Raw genomic sequence first — 19,744 nt, forward strand, 5'->3', positions numbered from 1 at the left:
CTTTAATCCTTGTCAGTCTGGCGCGCACGCCAGAGTTGGTATGTCATCCAGATCCCTGCCCCGAACCCTGCCAGCGCGGCAAGGTCGAACAAGGCCCGGGTCCGTTGGCTCCAGCCATACTCGGCCCCGATGGCAGTCACCAGGATCCAGAGAAGGCCGACGGCCGCGATGAACAACGCGATGCGCCGTCCTTTGCGCGCCTCTTCTGAATCCCGGCTCATTTAGTCGTCTCGACCCCTGTTAGTACACGTCACCTTTGTCGACGCGCTTTGAAAACTCGGTGTCGCCTCCGGCGGCCAGGATCTTTGCCTGTTCCACCCAATTGTCCCGGCTCACGCGGCCTTTGAACCCTTCAAGGTTCGCATTGACCCACGCAACTTCGTCATCTGTCCAGTTTGCGATCTGGTCAAAATGGTAAAAGCCCATAGAATGCAAAAGCTGTTCAAGCTTCGGACCAACACCTTTGATTTCCTTCAGGTTATCCGGCCCACCTTCGCGTGCTGCAGTCAGTGTCTGCGGCTTGGCCCCTTCGCCGGTGCCTTCCTTCACGCCGTCACCATCGTAATCCGGCGTCGCGCTTTCGGGGGCGGCTTCGGGGGCCGCCGCTTTGGCGGCTGGTGCATTCGATGCATCCGCATCGGGTGTCTTGGCGGCCTTGTCGGTGCCACCCTCGTATTTCCATTCTCCCTTGCGCGCGGCCAGCTCGTCCTGCCCCGGCAAAGACGCAGACGCCGTGACCGTTGGTGCGACCTTACCCGACGACGCGGGAGAGGTTTCTTCCGATGCAGTTGGCGCAGGGTCAACAGCGGGCGGCGGTGCCGTTGGCGACGGCGCACTTGGTGCCGCGGCTTTGGGGGCAGGTGCGGATGTGGCCGACGCTGTGCTGTCGTCAATATTTCCCGGACCGCGCGGGGCCGGAAGATCCCGGCAGAATATCCAGTTGAACAACAGCCCAAGGATCACGAAGACCACACCAGCCGCGAACACCGCACCGATAAAGCTCCAGTCTCCAAGAACAAGAAGCAAGACAAACAGCAGAAGTCCCACCCCTGCGGCCAATGCCCAAGAGCCCAATGGGCAGCTCATACCGGAATTCTGTTGTTGCATTCGTACTCTCCCTGTCCGTGTTCAGACGTCGCTATTCGTAGACATCACCTTTTTTCACACGTGAAGAAAACTCGGTCTCGCCGCCTGAGGCAAGTGTCTTGGCCTGTTCGACCCAATTATCGCGCGAAACCCGGCCCTTGAAGCCTTTGAGGTTCTGGTCCACCCACGCCACCTCATCGGCGGTCCAGCTTGCGATCTGGTCGAAATGATAGAACCCAAGGTCGTTGCACAGCTGTTCCAGCTTGGGGCCAACCCCCTTGATCTGCTTGAGGTCGTCCGCACCGCCCTCGCGCGCCTCGGACAGTGTCGCGGGTTTGACACCCGGGGCTGCATAGTCTGACGACGCGTCGGGGGCTGCGGGAGCTGTGGCCGTATCGCTTGTGGCTGGCTTTGCCTTGGCTTTCACATCCGGTGCTTCGCCCGGCACCTCAGAATGCTTGTCCGACGCCTCGCCCACGTCGCGCGGCGCGGGCGTGTCGCCCTTGGCGCGCCCGCCCTGCGATCCGTCCGGGCCATCGGGCGGCATCATCGCGTCCGGACCCGGTTTTGGCGGCGTGGGTGCATTGGCGGCCTTGCCCTGCCACGGCGTGATCAGCGGCACCTCTGTGCCGTCAATCCGTTTGACCGTGTCACCGATATCCGTCGCAAGCTGCACCGACGCGTTGTACTGGTGACGACCGGATTCGAAATCCGTCAGCGATGTCAGCCCCGATTTGGGCTCCGACGCGTAGCGCCCGTTTTGCGGACCCGGCACAGGCACCTTACCGGCAACCAGTTCGTCCAGAATTTCGCCAAACCGCGCGGCTGTCAGGTCTTCGTAGTAATCCTTGCCGATCTGCGCCATCGGCGCGTTGGCACAAGCCCCAAGGCATTCCACCTCTTCCCAGCTCAGCTTGCCATCTGCAGACAGCATATGCGGCTTGGGCGCGATTTTTTCCTTGCAAACCGCCACCAGATCCTCGGCCCCGCAAATCATGCAGGATGTCGTGCCGCAAATCTGGATATTGGCAACGGACCCAACCGGTTGCAGTTGAAACATGAAGTAGAACGACGCCACTTCGAGCACGCGCATATAAGCCATGTCCAGCATATCCGCGACCGACTCGATCGCGGGGCGGGTCAGCCAGCCTTCCTGTTCCTGCGCGCGCCACAACAGCGGGATAACCGCGCTGGCCTGACGGCCTTCGGGATATTTGGTGATCTGCGCTTCAGCCCAGGCCTGATTGTCAGGTGTAAAGGCAAAGCTGTCGGGTTGCTCAGGATGCAGGCGTCTTAGCATATCAGGTCCTATTGCGTCATTACGCAGACAACGGGAATGTTCGGGATCGCGCGGTCGGACGATCCGCCGCTCAGTTCGGATAACAGCGCCGTCTGGCGCTTGGTTTGATCGTTGGGGGTATCCAGTAGGAAACACAGGTAGATATCGGTGCCATTTGTCATTCCGAAGACCGTGTTTCCCGCACCACCCGTGCCAAAGGTTTCAAACCCTTCAGCGGTCAGGTCGGATACGAACTTGTAGTCGGACATGCCAACGTCGACAGCCATTGCCATGGGTGCCGCGCATGCCAAAAGGCCAGATATCAGCCCGACACGGATCATGCCGGCGCGCACGGCCCCGTCACAAGGCGGATGCCGCCGTTTTCCAGCTGAACCGCGTCTTCCGTCGCCAGCCGGTATTGCGCCGTCTGAACAACCTGCTCACGGGTCATCCCGGTCTGAAGCTCGACCGGCAGGTAATCGCTTTCGCCAACCAGATCACAGCCAATCGACGCGACCGCATCATCAAAGCGGGCCACATCTTCCGGCGACACGCCTTGCGGCGGGATCGCACAGGCCGCAACGCTGCACAGCGCTGCGACCGCTGTCAGAACTCGGGTCGTCATCTGTCGATCTCTCCGAACACAACATCCATGGTCCCGATGATCGCGGCAACGTCGGCCAACTGGTGGCCGCTCGCGATGTGATCCATCGCCTGCAAATGCAGGAAGCCCGGCGCGCGCAGCTTGGCGCGGTAGGGTTTATTGGTGCCATCCGCCACCATGTAGACGCCAAATTCCCCTTTTGGCGCTTCGACGCAGGCATAGATTTCGCCCGCAGGAACGTGGAAACCCTCGGTATACAGTTTGAAGTGATGGATCAGCGCTTCCATCGAGGTTTTCATCTCGCTGCGCTTGGGCGGTGTGACCTTGCCACGGGCCAGAATATCGCCCTGCCCTTCGGGTGCGCGCAGCTTCTCAATCGCCTGTTTGATGATCCGCAGCGACTGGCGCATCTCTTCCATACGCACAAGGTAGCGGTCAAAACAGTCGCCGTTCTTGCCGACAGGAATGTCAAACTCGAACTCATTGTAGCACTCATAGGGCTGCGCACGGCGCAAATCCCACGCCAGCCCCGATCCGCGCACCATCACACCCGAGAAACCCCAATCAAGGATTTCTTCTTCGGTCACGACACCGATATCGGCGTTGCGCTGCTTGAAGATGCGGTTTTCAGTCAGAAGCCCGTCGATATCATCAATCACCGCCGGGAATTCATCCGCCCACGTGTCGATATCGTCGATCAGGTCCTCCGGCAGATCCTGATGCACCCCACCGGGGCGGAAATAGGCCGCGTGCAGGCGCGCACCGCAGGCCCGTTCGTAAAACACCATCAGCTTTTCGCGCTCTTCAAAGCCCCAAAGCGGCGGCGTCAGCGCGCCCACGTCCATCGCCTGTGTCGTCACGTTCAGGATGTGGTTCAGAATGCGCCCGATCTCGCAATACAGCACCCGGATCAGCGACGCGCGACGTGGCACTTCCACGCCGGTCAGCTTTTCAATCGCCAGACACCAGGCATGTTCCTGGTTCATCGGTGCCACGTAATCCAGCCGGTCCAGATAGGGCAGGTTCTGCAGATACGTGCGACTTTCCATCAGCTTTTCAGTGCCACGGTGCAGCAGACCGATATGCGGATCGCACCGTTCAACCAATTCGCCGTCCAGTTCCAGAACCAGACGCAACACCCCGTGCGCCGCAGGGTGCTGCGGGCCGAAATTGATGTTGAAGTTGCGAATTTTCTGTTCGCCCTGCAGCACATCAATGCTGCCGTCGTCAAACTTGGAGCCGTCCATCATTGTTTGCCCTCTCTATGGGACCGCGCAGGTACACGCGCCGCGCTGAGTTTGCGCATCAGAAACGGAAGCACCAGCAAGGGCCCGAACATCGCGAGCCACACTCCGTTCACAAGCGCGCTCATCCCTTGGCCTCTTCCTGTTTCTCATCCCCCGGCAGCACGTATTGCGCGCCTTCCCACGGGGACATGAAATCAAACTGGCGGTATTCCTGAACCAGCTTCACCGGCTCATAGACCACGCGTTTCTTCTCTTCGTCGTAACGCACTTCGGTATAACCGGTTGTCGGAAAATCCTTGCGCAGCGGATAGCCACGGAACCCGTAATCGGTAAGGATGCGCCGCAGGTCCGGATGGCCCGAAAACAGGATACCAAACATGTCGAACACTTCACGTTCGAACCAGTTGGCGCTTGGGTGCACATCGGTGATCGACTGCACCATTTCGTCTTCCCGAATGCTGATCCGCAGACGGATGCGGTGGTTCTGATACATCGACAGGAAATGGTACACGACATCGAACCGCTTCGGCCGATCCGGATGATCCACCGCCGTGATATCAATCAAGGTCGAGAACTTGCACGACTGGTCCGATTTCAGGAATTCCACAAACCCGGCAAGGTTTGACGGGGCCACGTCAACGGTCAACTCGTCCCGCGCAACATCCCACGACAGCACGCAATCGGGACGTTTCAACTCGATATGCTGACCAAGTTCATTCAGGGCTTCACTCATGTGTCTGTCCTCGTCCGCGCCTTAACGCACAATCGTCCCGGTGCGGCGGATCTTCCGCTGCAACGCCATGATCCCGTACATCAGGGCCTCTGCCGTCGGCGGGCAGCCCGGCACATAGACGTCAACCGGAACGATCCGGTCACAGCCGCGCACCACGGAATAGCTGTAGTGATAATAGCCGCCACCATTGGCGCAGGATCCCATCGAGATCACGTAGCGCGGCTCTGGCATCTGGTCGTAAACCTTGCGCAGCGCCGGGGCCATCTTGTTGGTCAGCGTGCCTGCCACGATCATCAGGTCTGACTGCCGCGGGCTTGCACGCGGCGCTGTACCGAAACGCTCAAGGTCATAGCGCGGCATCGCCGTGTGCATCATTTCAACCGCACAGCACGCCAGACCAAAGGTCATCCAATGCAACGATCCGGTGCGCGCCCAGTTGATGATGTCCTCGGTCGAGGTCAGCAAGAACCCTTTGTCCGCCAGTTCGGCGTTCAGGGCTTGCGTGGCGACTTCCTTGTCAGCACCGGCGGTGTTGACCCCTGTCATCACTCCCATTCCAGCGCTCCTTTTTTCCACTCATAGGCAAAGCCGATGGTCAGAACGGCCAGAAAGATCATCATTGACCAGAACCCTGCCATGCTGATGTCCTGGAACGCGACCGCCCAGGGAAACAGGAAGGCGATTTCCAGATCGAAAATGATGAACAGGATCGCAACCAGGTAAAAGCGCACATCGAATTTCATGCGCGCATCGTCAAACGCGTTGAACCCGCATTCATAGGCTGACACCTTTTCAGGGTCCGGATTGCGCACGGCAAGGATCACCGCGGCGAGGATCAGAACAAGTCCCAACGCAATCGCAATGCCCAAAAAAACGAGGATCGGCAGGTATTCCCGCAACATGTCTTCCAAGACGAAGCTCCTTTTCCTTCGCGCACCAATGCGCGCGCCCTTAAGTGGCGAGCTTAAGACGCACCTGACTTACTCCTGCTGCGAGACGGGGTCAACCATCCCCCATATGGCCGAGCTGCGGAAAAAATCATGTCTTATCAGATGGCTAAGTTAATATTCGGGTGATTTTGAATTTAGATGCGGCAATCCGTCGAACCTTGTTTGGCCGCAAGTTGGGGATCAGATCAGCGAACCGATCCCTACAGGCCCGTTTTTCGACAACTCTGTCCGGCACCTGCCTGAAGGGAAGTTCGGGAATACCCCTTAGGTTACCGCACCTGCCGCGATGATCGCCGCCCGTGCGTGCGGCGGTCTATTCCCGGTAGCGCGCATGGCAGTCCTTACAGGCCGCGCCCAGCTGCGTCATGACAGTCTGGAGATCGTCTTCGCCCGCCAGAGACTGCGCCGAGACTGTCGCCAGAGACTGCAACGCGTCAGACTTTTCGACGAAATCCTCAAACGCCTCCCAGATCACAGGAAGCGCCTCTGACTTCGGATCCATCTCGCGCGCGGTGAAAAGATCCGGCGTTTCGGCCGCGTGTTGCGCAATGTCATGCAACGCCTCTCGTGCGGCCTCTGCGTCAAAGGCCACCGTGCCCTTGAGCATAGCGCCCAGCATCTTGGTGCTGTCCTGCATGCCTTTCATGGACTCCATCCGCGCCATGACCGCCGGATTCGTCACACCGGAATGCGCCATGGCAAGCGTTGCGGTGCCAAGCAGACACACCGTCCCTATCGCGGTCAGTCGGCTCATCGGCGCCCTACCCTGTCCATTCGATCACGCATCGACATAGCTTGAGAACACATCCGCTGTCCCATCCCGACGCATCAGGAAGACGTCATAGGCCTCTCGCTGCGATTCCGGCCCCATGCCCGGCGATCCGAATGGCATCCCCGGCACCGCCAACCCGATCGCGTCCGGCTGTTCCTCAAGGAGGCGCAAAATATCACGGACAGGCACATGGCCCTCAATGGCATACCCGTCGATATCTGCCGTGTGGCAAGACGCCATCTGCGCCGGAATCCCACGTTTGATCTTTTCCTGCACCAACGTGCTGTTCGTGCGCAGTGTCACGGTCACGTCGAACTGTGCCTGCTTCAGGATGTCCACCCAAGCACCGCAACACCCGCAATTGGGGTCTTTGAACACCTGAATGCGGCGGGCAGTCTCCGCACGCGCATGGGTCGCGGTGATCGTGGCCGCAAGGGCCGCGCTTACGAACGCGCGCCGGGACAGCGATTGTTGTGACATGTATCAGCGTCTCCTTCGGATCTTGTTAAGATCCCGGATAGCGCTTCCAGTTACAAGAAGGTCAAGACGTTTCTGTGATCAAGGACGCGTGAGGCGATCACGCTGTCATCACGACCAATGCCATCGCAAACAGGACCAGCGTCACCGGTCCCCAGACCGCCCGTTCCGGTTTCGACGGCGTGATCCAGTTCGCCACCGCCGACAACCCCTGCACCCCCAAGGCGACCCAGCCGGTCCATACAGGCCAGCCTAGCCCGGGGAATCCCGCTTTGGACAAGATCGCCAACCCCATGAACAGCAGGATCGGAATGGACACAGCCGCGATGATCCGCCCGGAGGTGGGCAACGCCCCCGCGTGCTGCCCGCCCTGCGTGTACCGGCCCAAAGGCGCACCGGCGATCAGGGCCACCTGAAAAAACATGATGGCCACACAGCCCGTCGCATAAAGATGTGCAATCTGGACCGTCACTGCCAGCTTGGCGCGCGCTTGTCGAAAAACGCGCCGACCCCTTCCCGGGCCTCGTCGGATTGCCACCGCGCCGCCAGCGCATCAATCGCCATGTCGACCTGCGCCTCGGTCACCGGGCCGGACAGCGCGCGCATCAACGCCTTGGCCTCGGCCACCGCCCCTGGCGCACAGGACAGGTACGGCTTGACCTCGGCCTCAACTGCGTCGTCCAACGCCTCTGCCGCAACCGTACGGGACAGCAGGTTCAACCGTACAGCTTCGTCCGCCCCGAACACCCGCGCCGACATAAACACCTCGGACGCCCGCGTCCCGCCCATACGGGCCAGCACATACGGCCCGATATTCGCAGGCAACAACCCCAACCGCGTTTCGGTCAGCCCAAGGCTGACGGTTTCGACCCCGATGGCCACATCACAGACCGAAATCAACCCAACGCCGCCGCCAAACGCGTTGCCATGAATGCGGCCAATCAACGGTTGCGGCAAATCATACAGCGCGCCCAACATCGTCGCGATCCGGCGGCTTTCGATGCGCCGCGTGTCGGGGTCCATGTCGAATTGCTCCCGCATCCACGCAAGATCGCCCCCTGCGCAGAACGAAGCCCCCTCAGCGGCCAGAACAACCACCCGAACCGACCCATCCTGCGCCAGATTGCGAGCCACGTCTTCCAGCTCCGCCATCATCGCCGCCGACAAGGCATTGTGTTTGTCCGCCCGCGCCAGCGACAGCACGGCCACGCCGCGCGCATCTGTCTTTACCGAAATCAGGCTCATACCCGTTCCTCCCGCATCGCCCGCGCCATCGCTGCGGCCTGTGTCACAACCGTCATATCCAGCCCGTGCCCGTAGCCCAATGTCTCCACCCGCGCGGCCACCGCTTCGGTGGCCACATTGCCCGCCGCGCCGGGGGCATAGGGACATCCGCCCAACCCGCCGACCGCCGCATCAAACACGCGCAACCCCATCTCAAGCGAGGCTTCGACATTGTCACAGGCCCGCCCGCTGGTGTCATGGTAGTGCCCGGCTAAGCGGTTTGCGGGCATCTCGTCCATCACCGCGCGCAACATGGCGGTGATGCCCTCGGGCGTCGCCCGGCCGATCGTGTCGCCCAAAGACACTTCGTAACAGCCCATGTCGCGCAACGCCGCCACAACCCGCGCCACCGCATCGGGCGCAATCGCGCCGTCATAGGGGCATTCCACCACACAGGACACATAGCCCCGCACCGGCACACCCCGCGCCTGCGCAGCTTCGGCCACCGGTTTGAACCGCTCAAGGCTTTCGGCAATCGACGCGTTGATATTGGCCTTGGAAAACCCTTCGGACGCAGACCCGAAGATCGCCACCTCATCGGCCTGCGCCACCATCGCAGCCTCGAACCCGCGCATATTGGGGGTCAACGCGGCATAGGACACGCCGTCGTCCCGCGTGATCCCGGCCAACACATCCGCGGAATCCGCCATCTGCGGCACCCATTTCGGCGACACGAAACTCGCGCATTCAATTCGCCGGAACCCGGCCTGCGACAGGCAATCGACCAATGCCACCTTCTCCGCCAAAGGGATCAGCCGCGCTTCGTTCTGCAGCCCGTCGCGGGGTCCGACTTCAAAGATTTCGACGCGCTCCATGGTCACGCCTCCGGAACCGGATAAAAGTCCTGCGCATAGAACCGCTGCCGGCCTTCACGATCAACCGCGCGCCGATGCGCCGGGCGCTCTGCAATCCGCGCCGCATAGGCACGCAGCTTGGGGAAATCCTCCATCGGCACGTAATACGGCAGCGCAAAGAGGTTGAACCCCATCATCACATCCGCCGCCGAAAACCCCGACGGCAACAGCCATGGCTGATCGCCCAACTGCGCCTCCATCCCCCGCATCGTCTGTTTCAACCGCGCCACCGTCAGCTTGACCACCACCGGGGAAGGCTTGGCCGGGGGCCGCAGGAACACCAATTGCAGGTTCAGGTTCTCCACCAGGCTGGCCTGGGTTTCAGCAAAGCCTATCCATTGCAGATACGCCGCACGATCCGGATGATCCGCCGGGCGATCCAGCTCGGGCGCATAGCGTTCGGCCAGAAGCTGAACAATGGCCCCGGATTCGCTCATCTCCAGCCCGTCCACTTCAATCGCGGGAATGCGGATCGCAGGTGAAATTCGCGCCAGATCGCTTTGCGCCATCTCGCGCGTGCCGATCTGATGTTCGACAATCTCAAGCGGGCCGATCTTGTCCAACCCGATCTCTTCCAGCAGCCACAACACACGGAACGACCGTCCGTATTGGACGTGATGCAACCGGATCATGCCGCCGTCTCCGCGTCGCTTTCCAGCCGGATCAGAGCCGCGCCCGCCTCAACCTGCGCGCCCGGTGCCGCCAACACTTCGGCCACAACCCCGTCGCGCGCCGCCAGCAAGGCGTGCTCCATCTTCATCGCCTCCAGAATGGCCAGCCGATCCCCACGCTGCACGCTGTCGCCTTCGGCCACGAAGACCGACCGCACCAGCCCCGGCATGGGCGCTTCGATCACATCACCACCCGCACCGGCCCCGGCCTCCACGTCAAGCGCGTCAACACGTGTGATCACAAGGGTCTGCGCCCCAAAAATAGTCGCCACAGAGCCGTCCACAAACACCGCCCGCGCCGCCTGCCCGTCAAACCGCCAGCCGTTCACGCCGTGACGCGCATGCACAACCGTGTCGCCCACCGTCACATCAATGGCCCCGCGCCCAAGCGCCCTGAGCCGGACAGACGCCCGCGTGTCAGCGATGTCGATCTGCACATCCTGTTCCAGCGGTGCCCAAAGCGAAAACCCGTCCAAAGGCGCAGGCGACCGATCAAGCCCGGTCAGCGCCAGCACCCCCTGCGCAATCGCCGCAGGCGCAGGATCTGCAACCGCCGTCAGATCATCCAGATCCCGTGCAATCAGCCCGGTATCCACCTCTCCGGCAGAAAACCCGGCATGATTGGCCAGCGCGCTCAGAAACGCGAGGTTCGTCACCGTACCAGCGACCTGCGTCTCCGCCAAAGCGCGGCGCAGCTTGCGCAATGCGACGTTGCGCGATGCGCCGTGCACAATGACCTTGGCGATCATCGGGTCATAAAACGGGCTGATCATATCGCCTGTCCGCACCCCGGTATCGGCGCGCGCGTCCTCGGGGAAGGCCAGATGCGCCAGCCGCCCGGTGGCGGGCAGGAACCCGGCAGGCACATCCTCGGCATAAAGCCGCGCCTCGAACGCGTGACCTGACAGGGACAAGTCCTCTTGCGCACATGGCAGGGGCGACCCGGCGGCAACCCGCAATTGCCATTCCACCAGATCCACCCCGGTGACCGCTTCGGTCACCGGATGTTCCACCTGCAGACGGGTGTTCATCTCCATGAACCAGAATCCGTCCGGGCGCAGCCCGTCGGACCCGTCCACGATGAACTCGACCGTGCCTGCCCCTTTGTACCCGATGGCTTCGGCAGCCCGTACCGCAGCCGATCCCATCGCCGCGCGCATCTCGTCGGTCATGCCCGGAGCGGGGGCTTCCTCGATCACCTTCTGATGGCGGCGCTGCAACGAACAATCGCGTTCGAACAGATGCACCGCGCGGTCACCGTCGCCAAAAACCTGCACCTCGATGTGGCGCGGAGAGGTGATGAACTTCTCAATCAGCACATGCGCATTGCCAAACGCCGCCTGCGCTTCGGATTGCGCCGCCGTCAGCGCATCGGCAAAGGCCTCGGGTGCCTCCACCAGACGCATGCCCTTGCCGCCGCCGCCTGCGACCGCTTTGATCAGAACCGGATAGCCGATCTTGGCGGCTTCCGCCGCCAGATGATCCACACCCTGTTCGGCCCCCTGGTAGCCCGGCACAACTGGCACACCGGCCTTTGACATCAGCGCCTTGGCCGCGTCCTTCAACCCCATCGCGCGGATCGCTTTGGCAGATGGCCCGATAAAGACCAGCCTGGCCGCCTCCACCGCGTCGACGAACTCCGGGTTTTCGGACAAGAACCCGTATCCCGGATGGATCGCCTGCGCGCCGGTTTCAAGTGCCGCGGCGACGATGGCGTCCCCGCGCAGATAGCTCTCTGCGGGGGTGGCGCCGCCCAGCGACACCGCCACATCCGCCATCGCGACATGGCGCGCCGAGGCATCCACATCGGAATGCATCGCAACCGTGCGCACCCCCAGACGTTTGCATGTGTCGATCACGCGGCACGCGATCTCACCCCGGTTGGCGATCAGGATCGTGTCAAACATATCGTTCTGCCTTTTTCGCTTCCTCTTGCCCGAAATACCTCGGGGGTTTGGGGGCTGGCCCCCAAGTTACATCCGGAACACACCAAAGCGCGTCTCCTCGATGGGCGCGTTCATCGCGGCTTGCAGCGACAGCGACAACACGGACCGCGTTTTGCGTGGATCAACGATCCCGTCATCCCAAAGCCGCGCCGACGCGTAAAGCGGGTGGGCCTGTTCCTCGAACATGTCGATGGTTGGCTGTTTGAACGCGGCTTCTTCCTCGGCGGACCAAGTTCCGCCCTTGGCTTCGATCCCGTCGCGTTTGACCGTGGCCAGAACCCCCGCCGCCTGTTCGCCGCCCATGACGCTGATCCGGCTGTTGGGCCACGTCCACAGGAACCGGGGCTGGTAGGCCCGCCCGGCCATGCCGTAATTGCCCGCGCCGAAGGACCCGCCCACCAGCATGGTGATCTTGGGCACGGACGTGCAGGCCACAGCGGTGACCATCTTCGCCCCGTGCCGCGCGATGCCTTCGTTTTCGTATTTCCGACCCACCATGAACCCGGTGATGTTCTGCAGGAACACCAGCGGGATCTTGCGTTGCGAACACAGCTCGACGAAATGCGCGCCCTTCTGGGCCGCCTCGGAAAACAACACGCCATTGTTGGCGACAATCCCGACGGGCCAGCCATCGACATGGGCAAACCCGGTGACCAGCGTTTCCCCGAAACGCGGTTTGAATTCGTCAAAGCGCGATCCGTCCACCACCCGCGCGATCACCTCGCGGATGTCATAGGGCGTGCGCAGATCCCCCGGCACCACGCCGAATATCTCGTCCGGATCATAAGCCGGATCTTCCGAGGTCTGCCGTAGGCCGGGCTTCAGCCCGGCACCCCCCAACGATCCCACCGCGCGCCGCGCCAAAGCCAGCGCATGGGCGTCATCTTCGGCCAGATAATCCGCCACACCCGAAAGCCGTGTGTGCACATCGCCACCGCCCAGATCTTCGGCGGTCACAACTTCGCCCGTTGCCGCCTTGACCAAAGGCGGACCGGCCAGAAAGATCGTGCCTTGCTCTTTCACGATGATCGCCACGTCCGACATGGCCGGCACATAGGCCCCACCGGCGGTACACGACCCCATGACGACAGCGATCTGCGCGATCCCCTTCGCGCTCATCCGGGCCTGATTGTAGAAAATCCGGCCAAAGTGATCGCGGTCGGGGAAGACCTCGTCCTGATTGGGCAGGTTCGCGCCGCCGCTGTCGACCAGATACACGCAGGGCAGATGGTTTTCCTCGGCGATCTCCTGCGCGCGCAAGTGCTTTTTGACCGTCATCGGATAATAGGTGCCGCCCTTCACCGTGGCGTCGTTACACACCACCATGACCTGCCGCCCATGGACCAGCCCGATCCCGGCAATTGCCCCGGCACAGGGCGCGGCCCCGTCATACATGCCGTGTGCCGCAACGGCGCCGACCTCCAGAAACGGACTGCCCGGATCCAGCAGGTTGGCCACCCGGTCCCGTGGCAACATCTTGCCACGCGACACGTGTCGGTCGCGCGACCGTTCACCGCCGCCCGCCGCAGCCAAAGCCGCCGCGTCCTGCACCACCTTCAACGCCTCCAGATGCGCCGCTTGGTTGGTTTTGAACTGGTCCGACGATGGGATCGCCTGAGAGTGCAATTTCATCTTAAAATCCCCGCATATCCCGCAGTTGAACGGCGCGTGACGCCGTCATGGTCAAATGGCAATTGGCCCCGACAATGGTGCGGATGGTTCCGTCCTGCCAGATCGCGTAGCGCGCCGCACAATCGGCATCCCGAAACGCGATCCATGCCCGCTGCGCGTCCCGCAGGGCCTCGGTCCGGTCAAGGATCGACGACCGCCCCTCGGCATCCTGCGCCGCGTTCATCGCCTGGGTTGCCTTGTATTCTTCGTTCAGAATGGCATCCCATTCTGCTGTTTCCGCCGCAATGCAATCGGCCATGCCCACCGTCGTCGATCCTCCGGGCTGGTCCTGACACTGCCCGGCGGCCTGCCCCAGACAGGGTGGGTACAAAGCGCCGACCTCTGTGGCCTCGAAACACGCCCGCACGCGATCCGGATCAACGGTCAGGGTTTGCGCTCCGGCCATCACCGGACCACAGGCGAAGATCATTGCAAGAAGACCCTGTTTCACGACGTCCCATCCTGCGGCGACCGCGCCTTCAACTCCTTGCGGATCACCTTGCCCGTCACGGTCATCGGCAGCGTATCAAGAAATTCGATTTCCCTTGGATAGGAATAGCTTGCAAGCCGCTCTTTCACCCAGTTCTGAAGGTCCTCTTCGGTGACCTCAGCACCGTCCTTGCGCACCACATAGGCTTTCACGATCTCGGTCCGCAGCGGGTCGGGCTTGCCCACCACGCCGCAGGTAGCGACGCCCGGATGCGTCAGAAGGCAATCCTCGATCTCGGCCGGGCCGATGCGATAACCCGAAGACGTGATGACATCATCCTCGCGCCCGACAAAGCGGATCGTGTCGCCGTCCATGACCCCACGATCCCCGGTCAGCATCCAATCGCCCCGGAACTTCTCGGCGGTCTGGGCGGGCCTGCGCCAATACTCCAGAAACATCGACGCCGACCCGCGCCGCACGGCGATGTCGCCTTCGCCGTCGCGGGGCTGTCCGTCATCGCCGATCACCGCCACCTGATGGCCCGGCACCGCGCGCCCCATCGCGCCGGGCAACGGGTCAAACGACGCGGCACAGGACGACACGATCATGTTGCATTCGGTCTGGCCGTAAAATTCGTTGATGGTGCAGCCAAACGCGTCCCGCCCCCAGGCCAGCATCTCGGCCCCCAAAGGCTCTCCTCCGCTGGCGACGGACCGCAATCCGGGGATATGCGCGTCCTCAGCCTTGAGCATGCGCAGCGCGGTGGGCGGGAAAAACACGTTGCGCACCCCGGCGCGGTCGATCAGCGTCCGGCATTCGGCCACGTTGAACTTTGGCATCCGCGCCGCAACAACCGGCACCCCAAGCGCGAGCCCCGGCATCAGCACATCGAACAAGCCGCCGATCCAGGCCCAATCCGCAGGCGTCCAGATCACGTCGCCGTCCTGGCCCAGGAAATCATGGCTCATCTCGACACCCGGCAAATGCCCGGTCAAAACGCGATGCCCGTGCAGCGCGCCTTTCGGTTTGCCGGTGGTGCCAGAGGTATAGATCAGCGTCGCCGCGTCCTCTGGCCCGGTTTCGACCATCGCGCGCGTGCCGCCAGAGGCCCCCAGATCGCTGCGAGTGATCGTTGCCACCCCCAGCCCGGCCAGTTGCACGACGCCTTCCAGATCGGTCACAACCACACCCAGATCCGCATCTTCGATCCGGGTCTTCAGCGCCTCTTCCCGAAACAATTTGAACAGCGGAACCGAGATCGCACCCAGCCGCCACGCCGCGATATGCGCCGCCGCGCAGAGGGGCGATTGCGACAGCAGCACGCCAACCCGGTCGCCCTTCATCACGCCGCGTTCGATCAGGGCGGTTTCAACCTGCCGCGACCGGTACCACAGATCGCCATAGGAAATTCGCCGGATGTGATCCGGTGTCACCTCGATGATTGCCAGCCGGTCCGGTTCGGTCACTGCCCAGCCGTCACAGACCTGTTGCGCCATGTTCAGAACCGGCGGCAGATCCCAGTCAAACCGTTTCCGCAGGGCCTCGTACGCGGCCGGGCGCAGCATGGGACGGCCCGTCATATCGACGGCCTCACAACCACCGGGTCGGTCGAGATCACGCTGCCAAACTGGTTCACGTGATACAGCAGCGCCCCGCATTGCACGGTGATCCACGCCCCCGCGATCTGCCCCGGCACCCCCACGCAATCACTGGCGCGCGCATCCGCACCCCCGTCTTGCGTGATGTATCGTTGGGCAACAGCGTTGATCACATCCGTCTCCGTTAGTGTTACGGCGATCCATCCGTAGCGAAAGGCCATTAACGCACCAACAAGGGTGACAAGGCCCAGCGGAACGAACCACCCCCAGCGTGGCACGCCTTTATCCCATCGCCGCCATCATTTCGCGGCCCACCAGCATGCGTCGGATCTCGGACGTGCCCGCGCCGATTTCCATCAGCTTGGCATCGCGGAAGATACGCGCCACCGGCGCGTCCGACAGGAACCCGGCCCCGCCCATCGCCTGAACCGCCTGATGCGCCTGCACCATCGCCTGTTCGCTGGCATACAGACAGCACGCCGCCGCATCCTGACGGGTCACGTCGCCCCGGTCACAGGCCTTGGCGACCTCGTACACATAGGCCCGCGCCGAATTCATCGCGGTATACATATCGGCCATCTTGCCTTGCATCAGCTGGAAGCTGCCAATCGGTTGACCGAACTGCTTGCGCTCGGCCATATACGGCATGATTTCGTCCAGACAGGCGGCCATGATGCCCAATCCGATCCCGGCCAGCACCACGCGTTCGAAGTCGAGGCCCGACATCAGCACACGCACGCCCTTGCCCTCTTCGCCCAGCACGTTTTCGAACGGCACTTCCACATCGTCAAAGATCAGTTCTGCCGTGTTCGATCCGCGCATTCCCAGCTTGTCGAAATGCGGGCTGGTCGAGAACCCGGTCATGGATTTTTCAATCAGGAACGCCGTGATCCCTTTTGACCCGGCATCCGGATCAGTCTTGGCATAAACGACCAACGTGTCCGCATCCGGCCCGTTGGTGATCCAGTACTTGTTCCCGTTCAGGCGGTAATGGTCGTTCCGCTTTTCCGCACGCAGCTTCATGGACACCACGTCCGACCCAGCACCGGGCTCCGACATGGCCAGCGCGCCGACATGTTCACCGGTGATCAGTTTCGGCAGGTACTTGGCTTTCTGCTCGGCGGTCCCGTTCAGCTTGATCTGGTTCACACATAGGTTCGAATGCGCGCCATAGGACAGCGACACAGACGCAGACGCCCGCGCCACCTCTTCCACCGCCACGGTATGCGCCAAGTAGGACATGCCCGCCCCACCGTATTCTTCATCGACCGTGATGCCGTGCAGGCCCAGTTCACCCATCTCGGTCCAAAGCTGTGGCGGGAAATTGTTTGAGCTGTCGATCTCAGCCGCCATCGGCTTCACGCGCTCCTGCGCCCAGCGATGCACCATCTCGCGCAGGCTGTTGACGTCTTCCCCAAGATCAAACTGCATGGTGGCGTTGAACATGCGCCTCTCCCCCAAAGCGAATTTATTGAACACTCGTTCAAATCTTAATGGCAACCTATCGCTTCGGTCAAGCGTTGCGATACAGTTGCCCTGTGCAGCCCCGTGTTCACCGATCAGGAGATTCCCATGCGATCCACACTTTCCGCACTCGCCGCCCTTGTCACGTTTTCGTCTGTTGCTATTGCCGAACAGGTTGGCGAAGTGGGCGTCGATTGGGTTGGCAATGACATCATCATCGAAGCCATCGCAGACCCGGATGTCGACGGGGTGACCTGCCACATTGCCTATTTCGAACGCGGGCTGATTGATCGGCTCAGCAAGGGCAACTGGTTCGAAGACCCGTCAAACGCGTCGATTTCGTGCCGCCAGACCGGCCCCATCACAATCGGTGACATTGACCGCGACGAAAACGGCGAAGACGTGTTCCGCGCCTCGCGGTCGATTATCCTCAAATCGCTGCGCGTGAAACGCATCTTTGACGAGGCCAACCAGACATTGATCTACATCGCGCACGCGGCAGAACTGACGGATGGGTCCGCCAAGGTCTCCATGTCGACCGTGCCGTTGTATCAGGCCGACTGAGGCAGGATCCGGTTCGCAACGCCCGGCAATTCGTCAAAGTGATGGATGATCGCGTCCGGCTCCAGCGCCGCCATGTCGCCGCCGGCCGGACCGAATCCCACCAGCACGCACGCCACACCCGCCGCACGGGCCGTATCGCGGTCGGTGACGGTGTCACCGATCAGGCAACTTTGCGCCACAGCCCCACCTGCCCGCTCAACCGCCGCCACATAGGGCGCGGCATCCGGTTTGCGCGTGGTCAGGGTATCGGCCCCGATCAACGATCCAAACGCGTCCCGCACGCCCAGACGCGTCATCAGGGATTGCGCCAGACCTTCGGGCTTATTGGTGCAGATGCCAACGCGAATCCCGTCCAGTTTCAGCGTCTCAACCGCGTCCATCGCGCCGGGATACATCACCGTGTGGACATCCAGCGCGTCGCCATAGGCCGACAAAAGTTCGGGATACCAGCGCTCCACCAGATCGGCGGAATACTGCTCAGCCCGCTCCAGCCCAAGCGTCAGCATCGCCTTTCCGCCGCGTAACGCCGTGCCCGCATCGGTCGCCGGGTCAAGGCGCGTGGCGATCCCCATGCGATCAAAACAATGGTTGGCCGCCGCGATCAGGTCGCCGCTTGTGTCGGCCAGCGTGCCGTCCAGATCGAAAATCACCGTTCGCACTGCATCTCTCCTGTCACAACCCGCAACCTTGTGTGAAATCACGCGGCTTGCGGCACTGGGTCAGACGGATAAAAGGAGCACAAGAAAAACACAAAGAGAAACCTGATGAGCATAGCACTGGTCCTACTGGCAGCGGGCAAAGGCACTCGCATGGAGTCCGACCGTCCCAAGGTCCTGCACAAGATCGGCGGCGCGCCGCTGCTGCACCATGCGATGCTTTCGGCCTCGGCGCTGGAGCCCGAGCGTACGGTCGTCGTGACCGGTCACGGCACGGATCTGGTCGAGGCCGCCGCCAAGGCGTTTGACGCCGACGCAACCACCGTCTTGCAAGCCGAACAATTGGGCACCGCCCATGCCGTGGCCCAGGCCAAAGACGCGTTGGACGGGTTCGACGGAGACGTCATCGTGCTCTATGGCGACACCCCCTTTATTTCGACCGAAACGCTGGACGACATGATCAAGGCGCGTGCCGACCACGATGTTGTGGTTTTGGGCTTTGACGCGGCCGACCCCGGCCGGTACGGGCGCCTGATCATGGACGATACCGCGCTGTCGAAAATCGTGGAATACAAGGATGCCTCACCTGAAGAACGGGCGGTAACACTCTGTAACTCTGGCGTTGTCTGTGCAAAGAGAACCGTGCTGTTTGACCTGATTGATGCGGTCGACAACAACAACGCATCCGGCGAATACTACCTGACCGACATCGTCGAAATCGCCAACACGCGCGGGCTGAAAGCCACCGCCGTAACGTGTGACGAGGCCGAAACACTGGGCATCAATTCCCGCGCGGAACTCGCCGCTGCGGAAGCCGCGTTCCAGCGCACCACCCGCGCCGCGATGATGAAGAGCGGCGTTCAGATGCAAGCCCCCGACACCGTCTTTTTCTCGTATGACACCGTCATCGGACGTGACGCCGAAATCGAACCCAACGTGGTCTTCGCCCCCGGCGTCACCGTCGAATCCAACGCCCGCATCCGCGCCTTCAGCCATCTGGAAGGCGCCCATGTCAGCCAGGGCGCCACCGTCGGTCCCTTCGCCCGTCTGCGCCCCGGTGCGGAACTGGCGGAGAACGTGCATATCGGCAACTTTGTCGAGATCAAGAACGCCACAGTCGATGAGGGCGCAAAGGTGAATCACCTAACCTATATCGGCGACGCAGAGATCGGCGCGCGCAGCAATATCGGCGCGGGCACCATCACCTGCAATTATGACGGGGTGATGAAGCACAAAACGACCATCGGTCAGGATGTCTTTATCGGCTCCAACACCATGCTGGTGGCCCCGGTCACCGTGGGCGATGAGGCCATGACTGCAACCTCCACCACCGTCACCAAAAACGTGCCGCACGGCGCGATGGCAATTGGCCGTGTGGACCAGACGAACAAAAATGGCATGGCGCGCAAGCTCTTTTCAATGCTGCGCGCGAAAAAAGCCAAACAGGCAAAGGATTGA

At 61.9% G+C, this 19,744-nt stretch carries 24 protein-coding genes; 2 read left to right on the top strand and 22 right to left on the bottom strand.

Features of this window, described 5'->3' with window-relative positions; genetic code table 11:
• Positions 1-2: 2 nt before the first annotated feature.
• The 21 genes from MWU54_RS01900 to MWU54_RS02000 all read right to left on the bottom strand — a co-directional run bounded on the left by MWU54_RS01900 (position 3) and on the right by MWU54_RS02000 (position 17,048).
• A complete protein-coding gene (locus MWU54_RS01900; RefSeq protein ID WP_247080391.1) occupies positions 3-221 on the bottom strand; it encodes a DUF5337 domain-containing protein in 219 nt (72 codons plus the stop codon).
• Positions 222-240: 19 nt separating this feature from the next.
• Complete coding sequence (locus MWU54_RS01905; protein WP_247080392.1) at positions 241-1,107, bottom strand: endonuclease; 867 nt, start codon at positions 1,105-1,107, stop codon at positions 241-243.
• 31 nt (positions 1,108-1,138) lie between these two features.
• Positions 1,139-2,386, bottom strand: coding sequence for an NADH-quinone oxidoreductase subunit E (locus MWU54_RS01910; RefSeq protein ID WP_247080393.1), 1,248 nt, complete (start codon positions 2,384-2,386; stop codon positions 1,139-1,141).
• 8 nt (positions 2,387-2,394) lie between these two features.
• The gene (locus tag MWU54_RS01915) at positions 2,395-2,658 is read right to left on the bottom strand and encodes a hypothetical protein (RefSeq protein WP_247080394.1); all 264 of its coding nucleotides are present in this window, start codon (positions 2,656-2,658) and stop codon (positions 2,395-2,397) included.
• Between the two features lie 44 nt (positions 2,659-2,702).
• Positions 2,703-2,990: a hypothetical protein gene (locus MWU54_RS01920; protein WP_247080395.1), complete on the bottom strand. Its 288-nt coding sequence runs from the start codon at positions 2,988-2,990 to the stop codon at positions 2,703-2,705.
• Positions 2,987-4,216 (bottom strand): NADH-quinone oxidoreductase subunit D, encoded by a 1,230-nt coding sequence (locus MWU54_RS01925; RefSeq protein ID WP_247080397.1) that lies wholly within the window; start codon positions 4,214-4,216, stop codon positions 2,987-2,989. The genes MWU54_RS01920 and MWU54_RS01925 overlap by 4 nt, the downstream gene beginning before the upstream one ends.
• Positions 4,217-4,337: 121 nt before the next feature.
• Positions 4,338-4,949: an NADH-quinone oxidoreductase subunit C gene (locus MWU54_RS01930; protein WP_247080398.1), complete on the bottom strand. Its 612-nt coding sequence runs from the start codon at positions 4,947-4,949 to the stop codon at positions 4,338-4,340.
• A 21-nt stretch (positions 4,950-4,970) separates the two neighbouring features.
• Positions 4,971-5,495 (bottom strand): NADH-quinone oxidoreductase subunit B, encoded by a 525-nt coding sequence (locus MWU54_RS01935; RefSeq protein WP_247081020.1) that lies wholly within the window; start codon positions 5,493-5,495, stop codon positions 4,971-4,973.
• The gene (locus MWU54_RS01940; RefSeq protein WP_247080399.1) at positions 5,495-5,860 is read right to left on the bottom strand and encodes an NADH-quinone oxidoreductase subunit A; all 366 of its coding nucleotides are present in this window, start codon (positions 5,858-5,860) and stop codon (positions 5,495-5,497) included. Before MWU54_RS01940 ends, MWU54_RS01935 begins: the two co-directional genes overlap by 1 nt.
• Before the next feature lie 352 nt (positions 5,861-6,212).
• Entirely contained in the window at positions 6,213-6,653 is a 441-nt protein-coding gene (locus MWU54_RS01945; RefSeq protein ID WP_247080400.1) for a cytochrome c, read from the bottom strand.
• 24 nt (positions 6,654-6,677) lie between these two features.
• A complete protein-coding gene (locus tag MWU54_RS01950) occupies positions 6,678-7,151 on the bottom strand; it encodes a DUF411 domain-containing protein (protein ID WP_247080401.1) in 474 nt (157 codons plus the stop codon).
• Positions 7,152-7,248: 97 nt separating this feature from the next.
• Positions 7,249-7,572: a hypothetical protein gene (locus MWU54_RS01955; RefSeq protein WP_247080402.1), complete on the bottom strand. Its 324-nt coding sequence runs from the start codon at positions 7,570-7,572 to the stop codon at positions 7,249-7,251.
• A gap of 44 nt (positions 7,573-7,616) precedes the next feature.
• On the bottom strand, positions 7,617-8,393 hold the full coding sequence (locus MWU54_RS01960; protein WP_247080403.1) for a crotonase/enoyl-CoA hydratase family protein: 777 nt from the start codon (positions 8,391-8,393) through the stop codon (positions 7,617-7,619).
• Positions 8,390-9,247, bottom strand: a complete 858-nt coding sequence (locus tag MWU54_RS01965; RefSeq protein ID WP_247080405.1) for a hydroxymethylglutaryl-CoA lyase — start codon at positions 9,245-9,247, stop codon at positions 8,390-8,392. The genes MWU54_RS01960 and MWU54_RS01965 overlap by 4 nt, the downstream gene beginning before the upstream one ends.
• 2 nt (positions 9,248-9,249) lie before the next feature.
• A complete protein-coding gene (locus MWU54_RS01970) occupies positions 9,250-9,918 on the bottom strand; it encodes a glutathione S-transferase family protein (RefSeq protein ID WP_247080407.1) in 669 nt (222 codons plus the stop codon).
• Positions 9,915-11,864, bottom strand: coding sequence for an acetyl/propionyl/methylcrotonyl-CoA carboxylase subunit alpha (locus MWU54_RS01975; protein WP_247080409.1), 1,950 nt, complete (start codon positions 11,862-11,864; stop codon positions 9,915-9,917). Before MWU54_RS01975 ends, MWU54_RS01970 begins: the two co-directional genes overlap by 4 nt.
• Before the next feature lie 66 nt (positions 11,865-11,930).
• Positions 11,931-13,535 carry a carboxyl transferase domain-containing protein gene (locus tag MWU54_RS01980; RefSeq protein WP_247080411.1) on the bottom strand — a complete coding sequence of 535 codons (1,605 nt, stop codon included), beginning with the start codon at positions 13,533-13,535 and terminating at the stop codon, positions 11,931-11,933.
• Position 13,536: 1 nt separating this feature from the next.
• Complete coding sequence (locus MWU54_RS01985; RefSeq protein WP_247080413.1) at positions 13,537-14,025, bottom strand: lysozyme inhibitor LprI family protein; 489 nt, start codon at positions 14,023-14,025, stop codon at positions 13,537-13,539.
• On the bottom strand, positions 14,022-15,584 hold the full coding sequence (locus MWU54_RS01990) for an AMP-binding protein (RefSeq protein ID WP_247080415.1): 1,563 nt from the start codon (positions 15,582-15,584) through the stop codon (positions 14,022-14,024). Before MWU54_RS01990 ends, MWU54_RS01985 begins: the two co-directional genes overlap by 4 nt.
• Positions 15,581-15,880 (bottom strand): hypothetical protein, encoded by a 300-nt coding sequence (locus MWU54_RS01995; protein ID WP_247080417.1) that lies wholly within the window; start codon positions 15,878-15,880, stop codon positions 15,581-15,583. The genes MWU54_RS01990 and MWU54_RS01995 overlap by 4 nt, the downstream gene beginning before the upstream one ends.
• Before the next feature lie 4 nt (positions 15,881-15,884).
• Positions 15,885-17,048 (bottom strand): isovaleryl-CoA dehydrogenase, encoded by a 1,164-nt coding sequence (locus MWU54_RS02000; RefSeq protein WP_247080419.1) that lies wholly within the window; start codon positions 17,046-17,048, stop codon positions 15,885-15,887.
• Positions 17,049-17,174: 126 nt separating this feature from the next.
• On the opposite strand from MWU54_RS02000, the gene MWU54_RS02005 reads away from it, so the two are divergent.
• The gene (locus tag MWU54_RS02005; protein WP_247080421.1) at positions 17,175-17,630 is read left to right on the top strand and encodes a CreA family protein; all 456 of its coding nucleotides are present in this window, start codon (positions 17,175-17,177) and stop codon (positions 17,628-17,630) included.
• Here MWU54_RS02005 and MWU54_RS02010 read toward each other — a convergent pair.
• A complete protein-coding gene (locus MWU54_RS02010) occupies positions 17,618-18,289 on the bottom strand; it encodes an HAD-IA family hydrolase (RefSeq protein WP_247080423.1) in 672 nt (223 codons plus the stop codon). The genes MWU54_RS02005 and MWU54_RS02010 overlap by 13 nt on opposite strands.
• A gap of 105 nt (positions 18,290-18,394) precedes the next feature.
• On the opposite strand from MWU54_RS02010, the gene glmU reads away from it, so the two are divergent.
• Positions 18,395-19,744: a bifunctional UDP-N-acetylglucosamine diphosphorylase/glucosamine-1-phosphate N-acetyltransferase GlmU gene (gene glmU / locus MWU54_RS02015; RefSeq protein WP_247080425.1), complete on the top strand. Its 1,350-nt coding sequence runs from the start codon at positions 18,395-18,397 to the stop codon at positions 19,742-19,744.

This window comes from Marivita sp. S6314 (genome assembly GCF_023015985.1).
In the GTDB taxonomy this organism is placed as follows: domain Bacteria; phylum Pseudomonadota; class Alphaproteobacteria; order Rhodobacterales; family Rhodobacteraceae; genus Marivita.

What these genes read in the sequence shown, in the direction of transcription:
- MWU54_RS01900 (WP_247080391.1), bottom strand. Translation starts at nt 221, where the DNA reads ATGAGCCGGGATTCAGAAGAGGCGCGCAAAGGACGGCGCATCGCGTTG.
- MWU54_RS01905 (WP_247080392.1), bottom strand. Translation starts at nt 1,107, where the DNA reads ATGCAACAACAGAATTCCGGTATGAGCTGCCCATTGGGCTCTTGGGCA.
- MWU54_RS01910 (WP_247080393.1), bottom strand. Translation starts at nt 2,386, where the DNA reads ATGCTAAGACGCCTGCATCCTGAGCAACCCGACAGCTTTGCCTTTACA.
- MWU54_RS01915 (WP_247080394.1), bottom strand. Translation starts at nt 2,658, where the DNA reads ATGGCAATGGCTGTCGACGTTGGCATGTCCGACTACAAGTTCGTATCC.
- MWU54_RS01920 (WP_247080395.1), bottom strand. Translation starts at nt 2,990, where the DNA reads ATGACGACCCGAGTTCTGACAGCGGTCGCAGCGCTGTGCAGCGTTGCG.
- MWU54_RS01925 (WP_247080397.1), bottom strand. Translation starts at nt 4,216, where the DNA reads ATGGACGGCTCCAAGTTTGACGACGGCAGCATTGATGTGCTGCAGGGC.
- MWU54_RS01930 (WP_247080398.1), bottom strand. Translation starts at nt 4,949, where the DNA reads ATGAGTGAAGCCCTGAATGAACTTGGTCAGCATATCGAGTTGAAACGT.
- MWU54_RS01935 (WP_247081020.1), bottom strand. Translation starts at nt 5,495, where the DNA reads ATGACAGGGGTCAACACCGCCGGTGCTGACAAGGAAGTCGCCACGCAA.
- MWU54_RS01945 (WP_247080400.1), bottom strand. Translation starts at nt 6,653, where the DNA reads ATGAGCCGACTGACCGCGATAGGGACGGTGTGTCTGCTTGGCACCGCA.
- MWU54_RS01950 (WP_247080401.1), bottom strand. Translation starts at nt 7,151, where the DNA reads ATGTCACAACAATCGCTGTCCCGGCGCGCGTTCGTAAGCGCGGCCCTT.
- MWU54_RS01955 (WP_247080402.1), bottom strand. Translation starts at nt 7,572, where the DNA reads ATGTTTTTTCAGGTGGCCCTGATCGCCGGTGCGCCTTTGGGCCGGTAC.
- MWU54_RS01960 (WP_247080403.1), bottom strand. Translation starts at nt 8,393, where the DNA reads ATGAGCCTGATTTCGGTAAAGACAGATGCGCGCGGCGTGGCCGTGCTG.
- MWU54_RS01965 (WP_247080405.1), bottom strand. Translation starts at nt 9,247, where the DNA reads ATGGAGCGCGTCGAAATCTTTGAAGTCGGACCCCGCGACGGGCTGCAG.
- MWU54_RS01970 (WP_247080407.1), bottom strand. Translation starts at nt 9,918, where the DNA reads ATGATCCGGTTGCATCACGTCCAATACGGACGGTCGTTCCGTGTGTTG.
- MWU54_RS01975 (WP_247080409.1), bottom strand. Translation starts at nt 11,864, where the DNA reads ATGTTTGACACGATCCTGATCGCCAACCGGGGTGAGATCGCGTGCCGC.
- MWU54_RS01980 (WP_247080411.1), bottom strand. Translation starts at nt 13,535, where the DNA reads ATGAAATTGCACTCTCAGGCGATCCCATCGTCGGACCAGTTCAAAACC.
- MWU54_RS01990 (WP_247080415.1), bottom strand. Translation starts at nt 15,584, where the DNA reads ATGACGGGCCGTCCCATGCTGCGCCCGGCCGCGTACGAGGCCCTGCGG.
- MWU54_RS02000 (WP_247080419.1), bottom strand. Translation starts at nt 17,048, where the DNA reads ATGTTCAACGCCACCATGCAGTTTGATCTTGGGGAAGACGTCAACAGC.
- MWU54_RS02005 (WP_247080421.1), top strand. Translation starts at nt 17,175, where the DNA reads ATGCGATCCACACTTTCCGCACTCGCCGCCCTTGTCACGTTTTCGTCT.
- glmU (WP_247080425.1), top strand. Translation starts at nt 18,395, where the DNA reads ATGAGCATAGCACTGGTCCTACTGGCAGCGGGCAAAGGCACTCGCATG.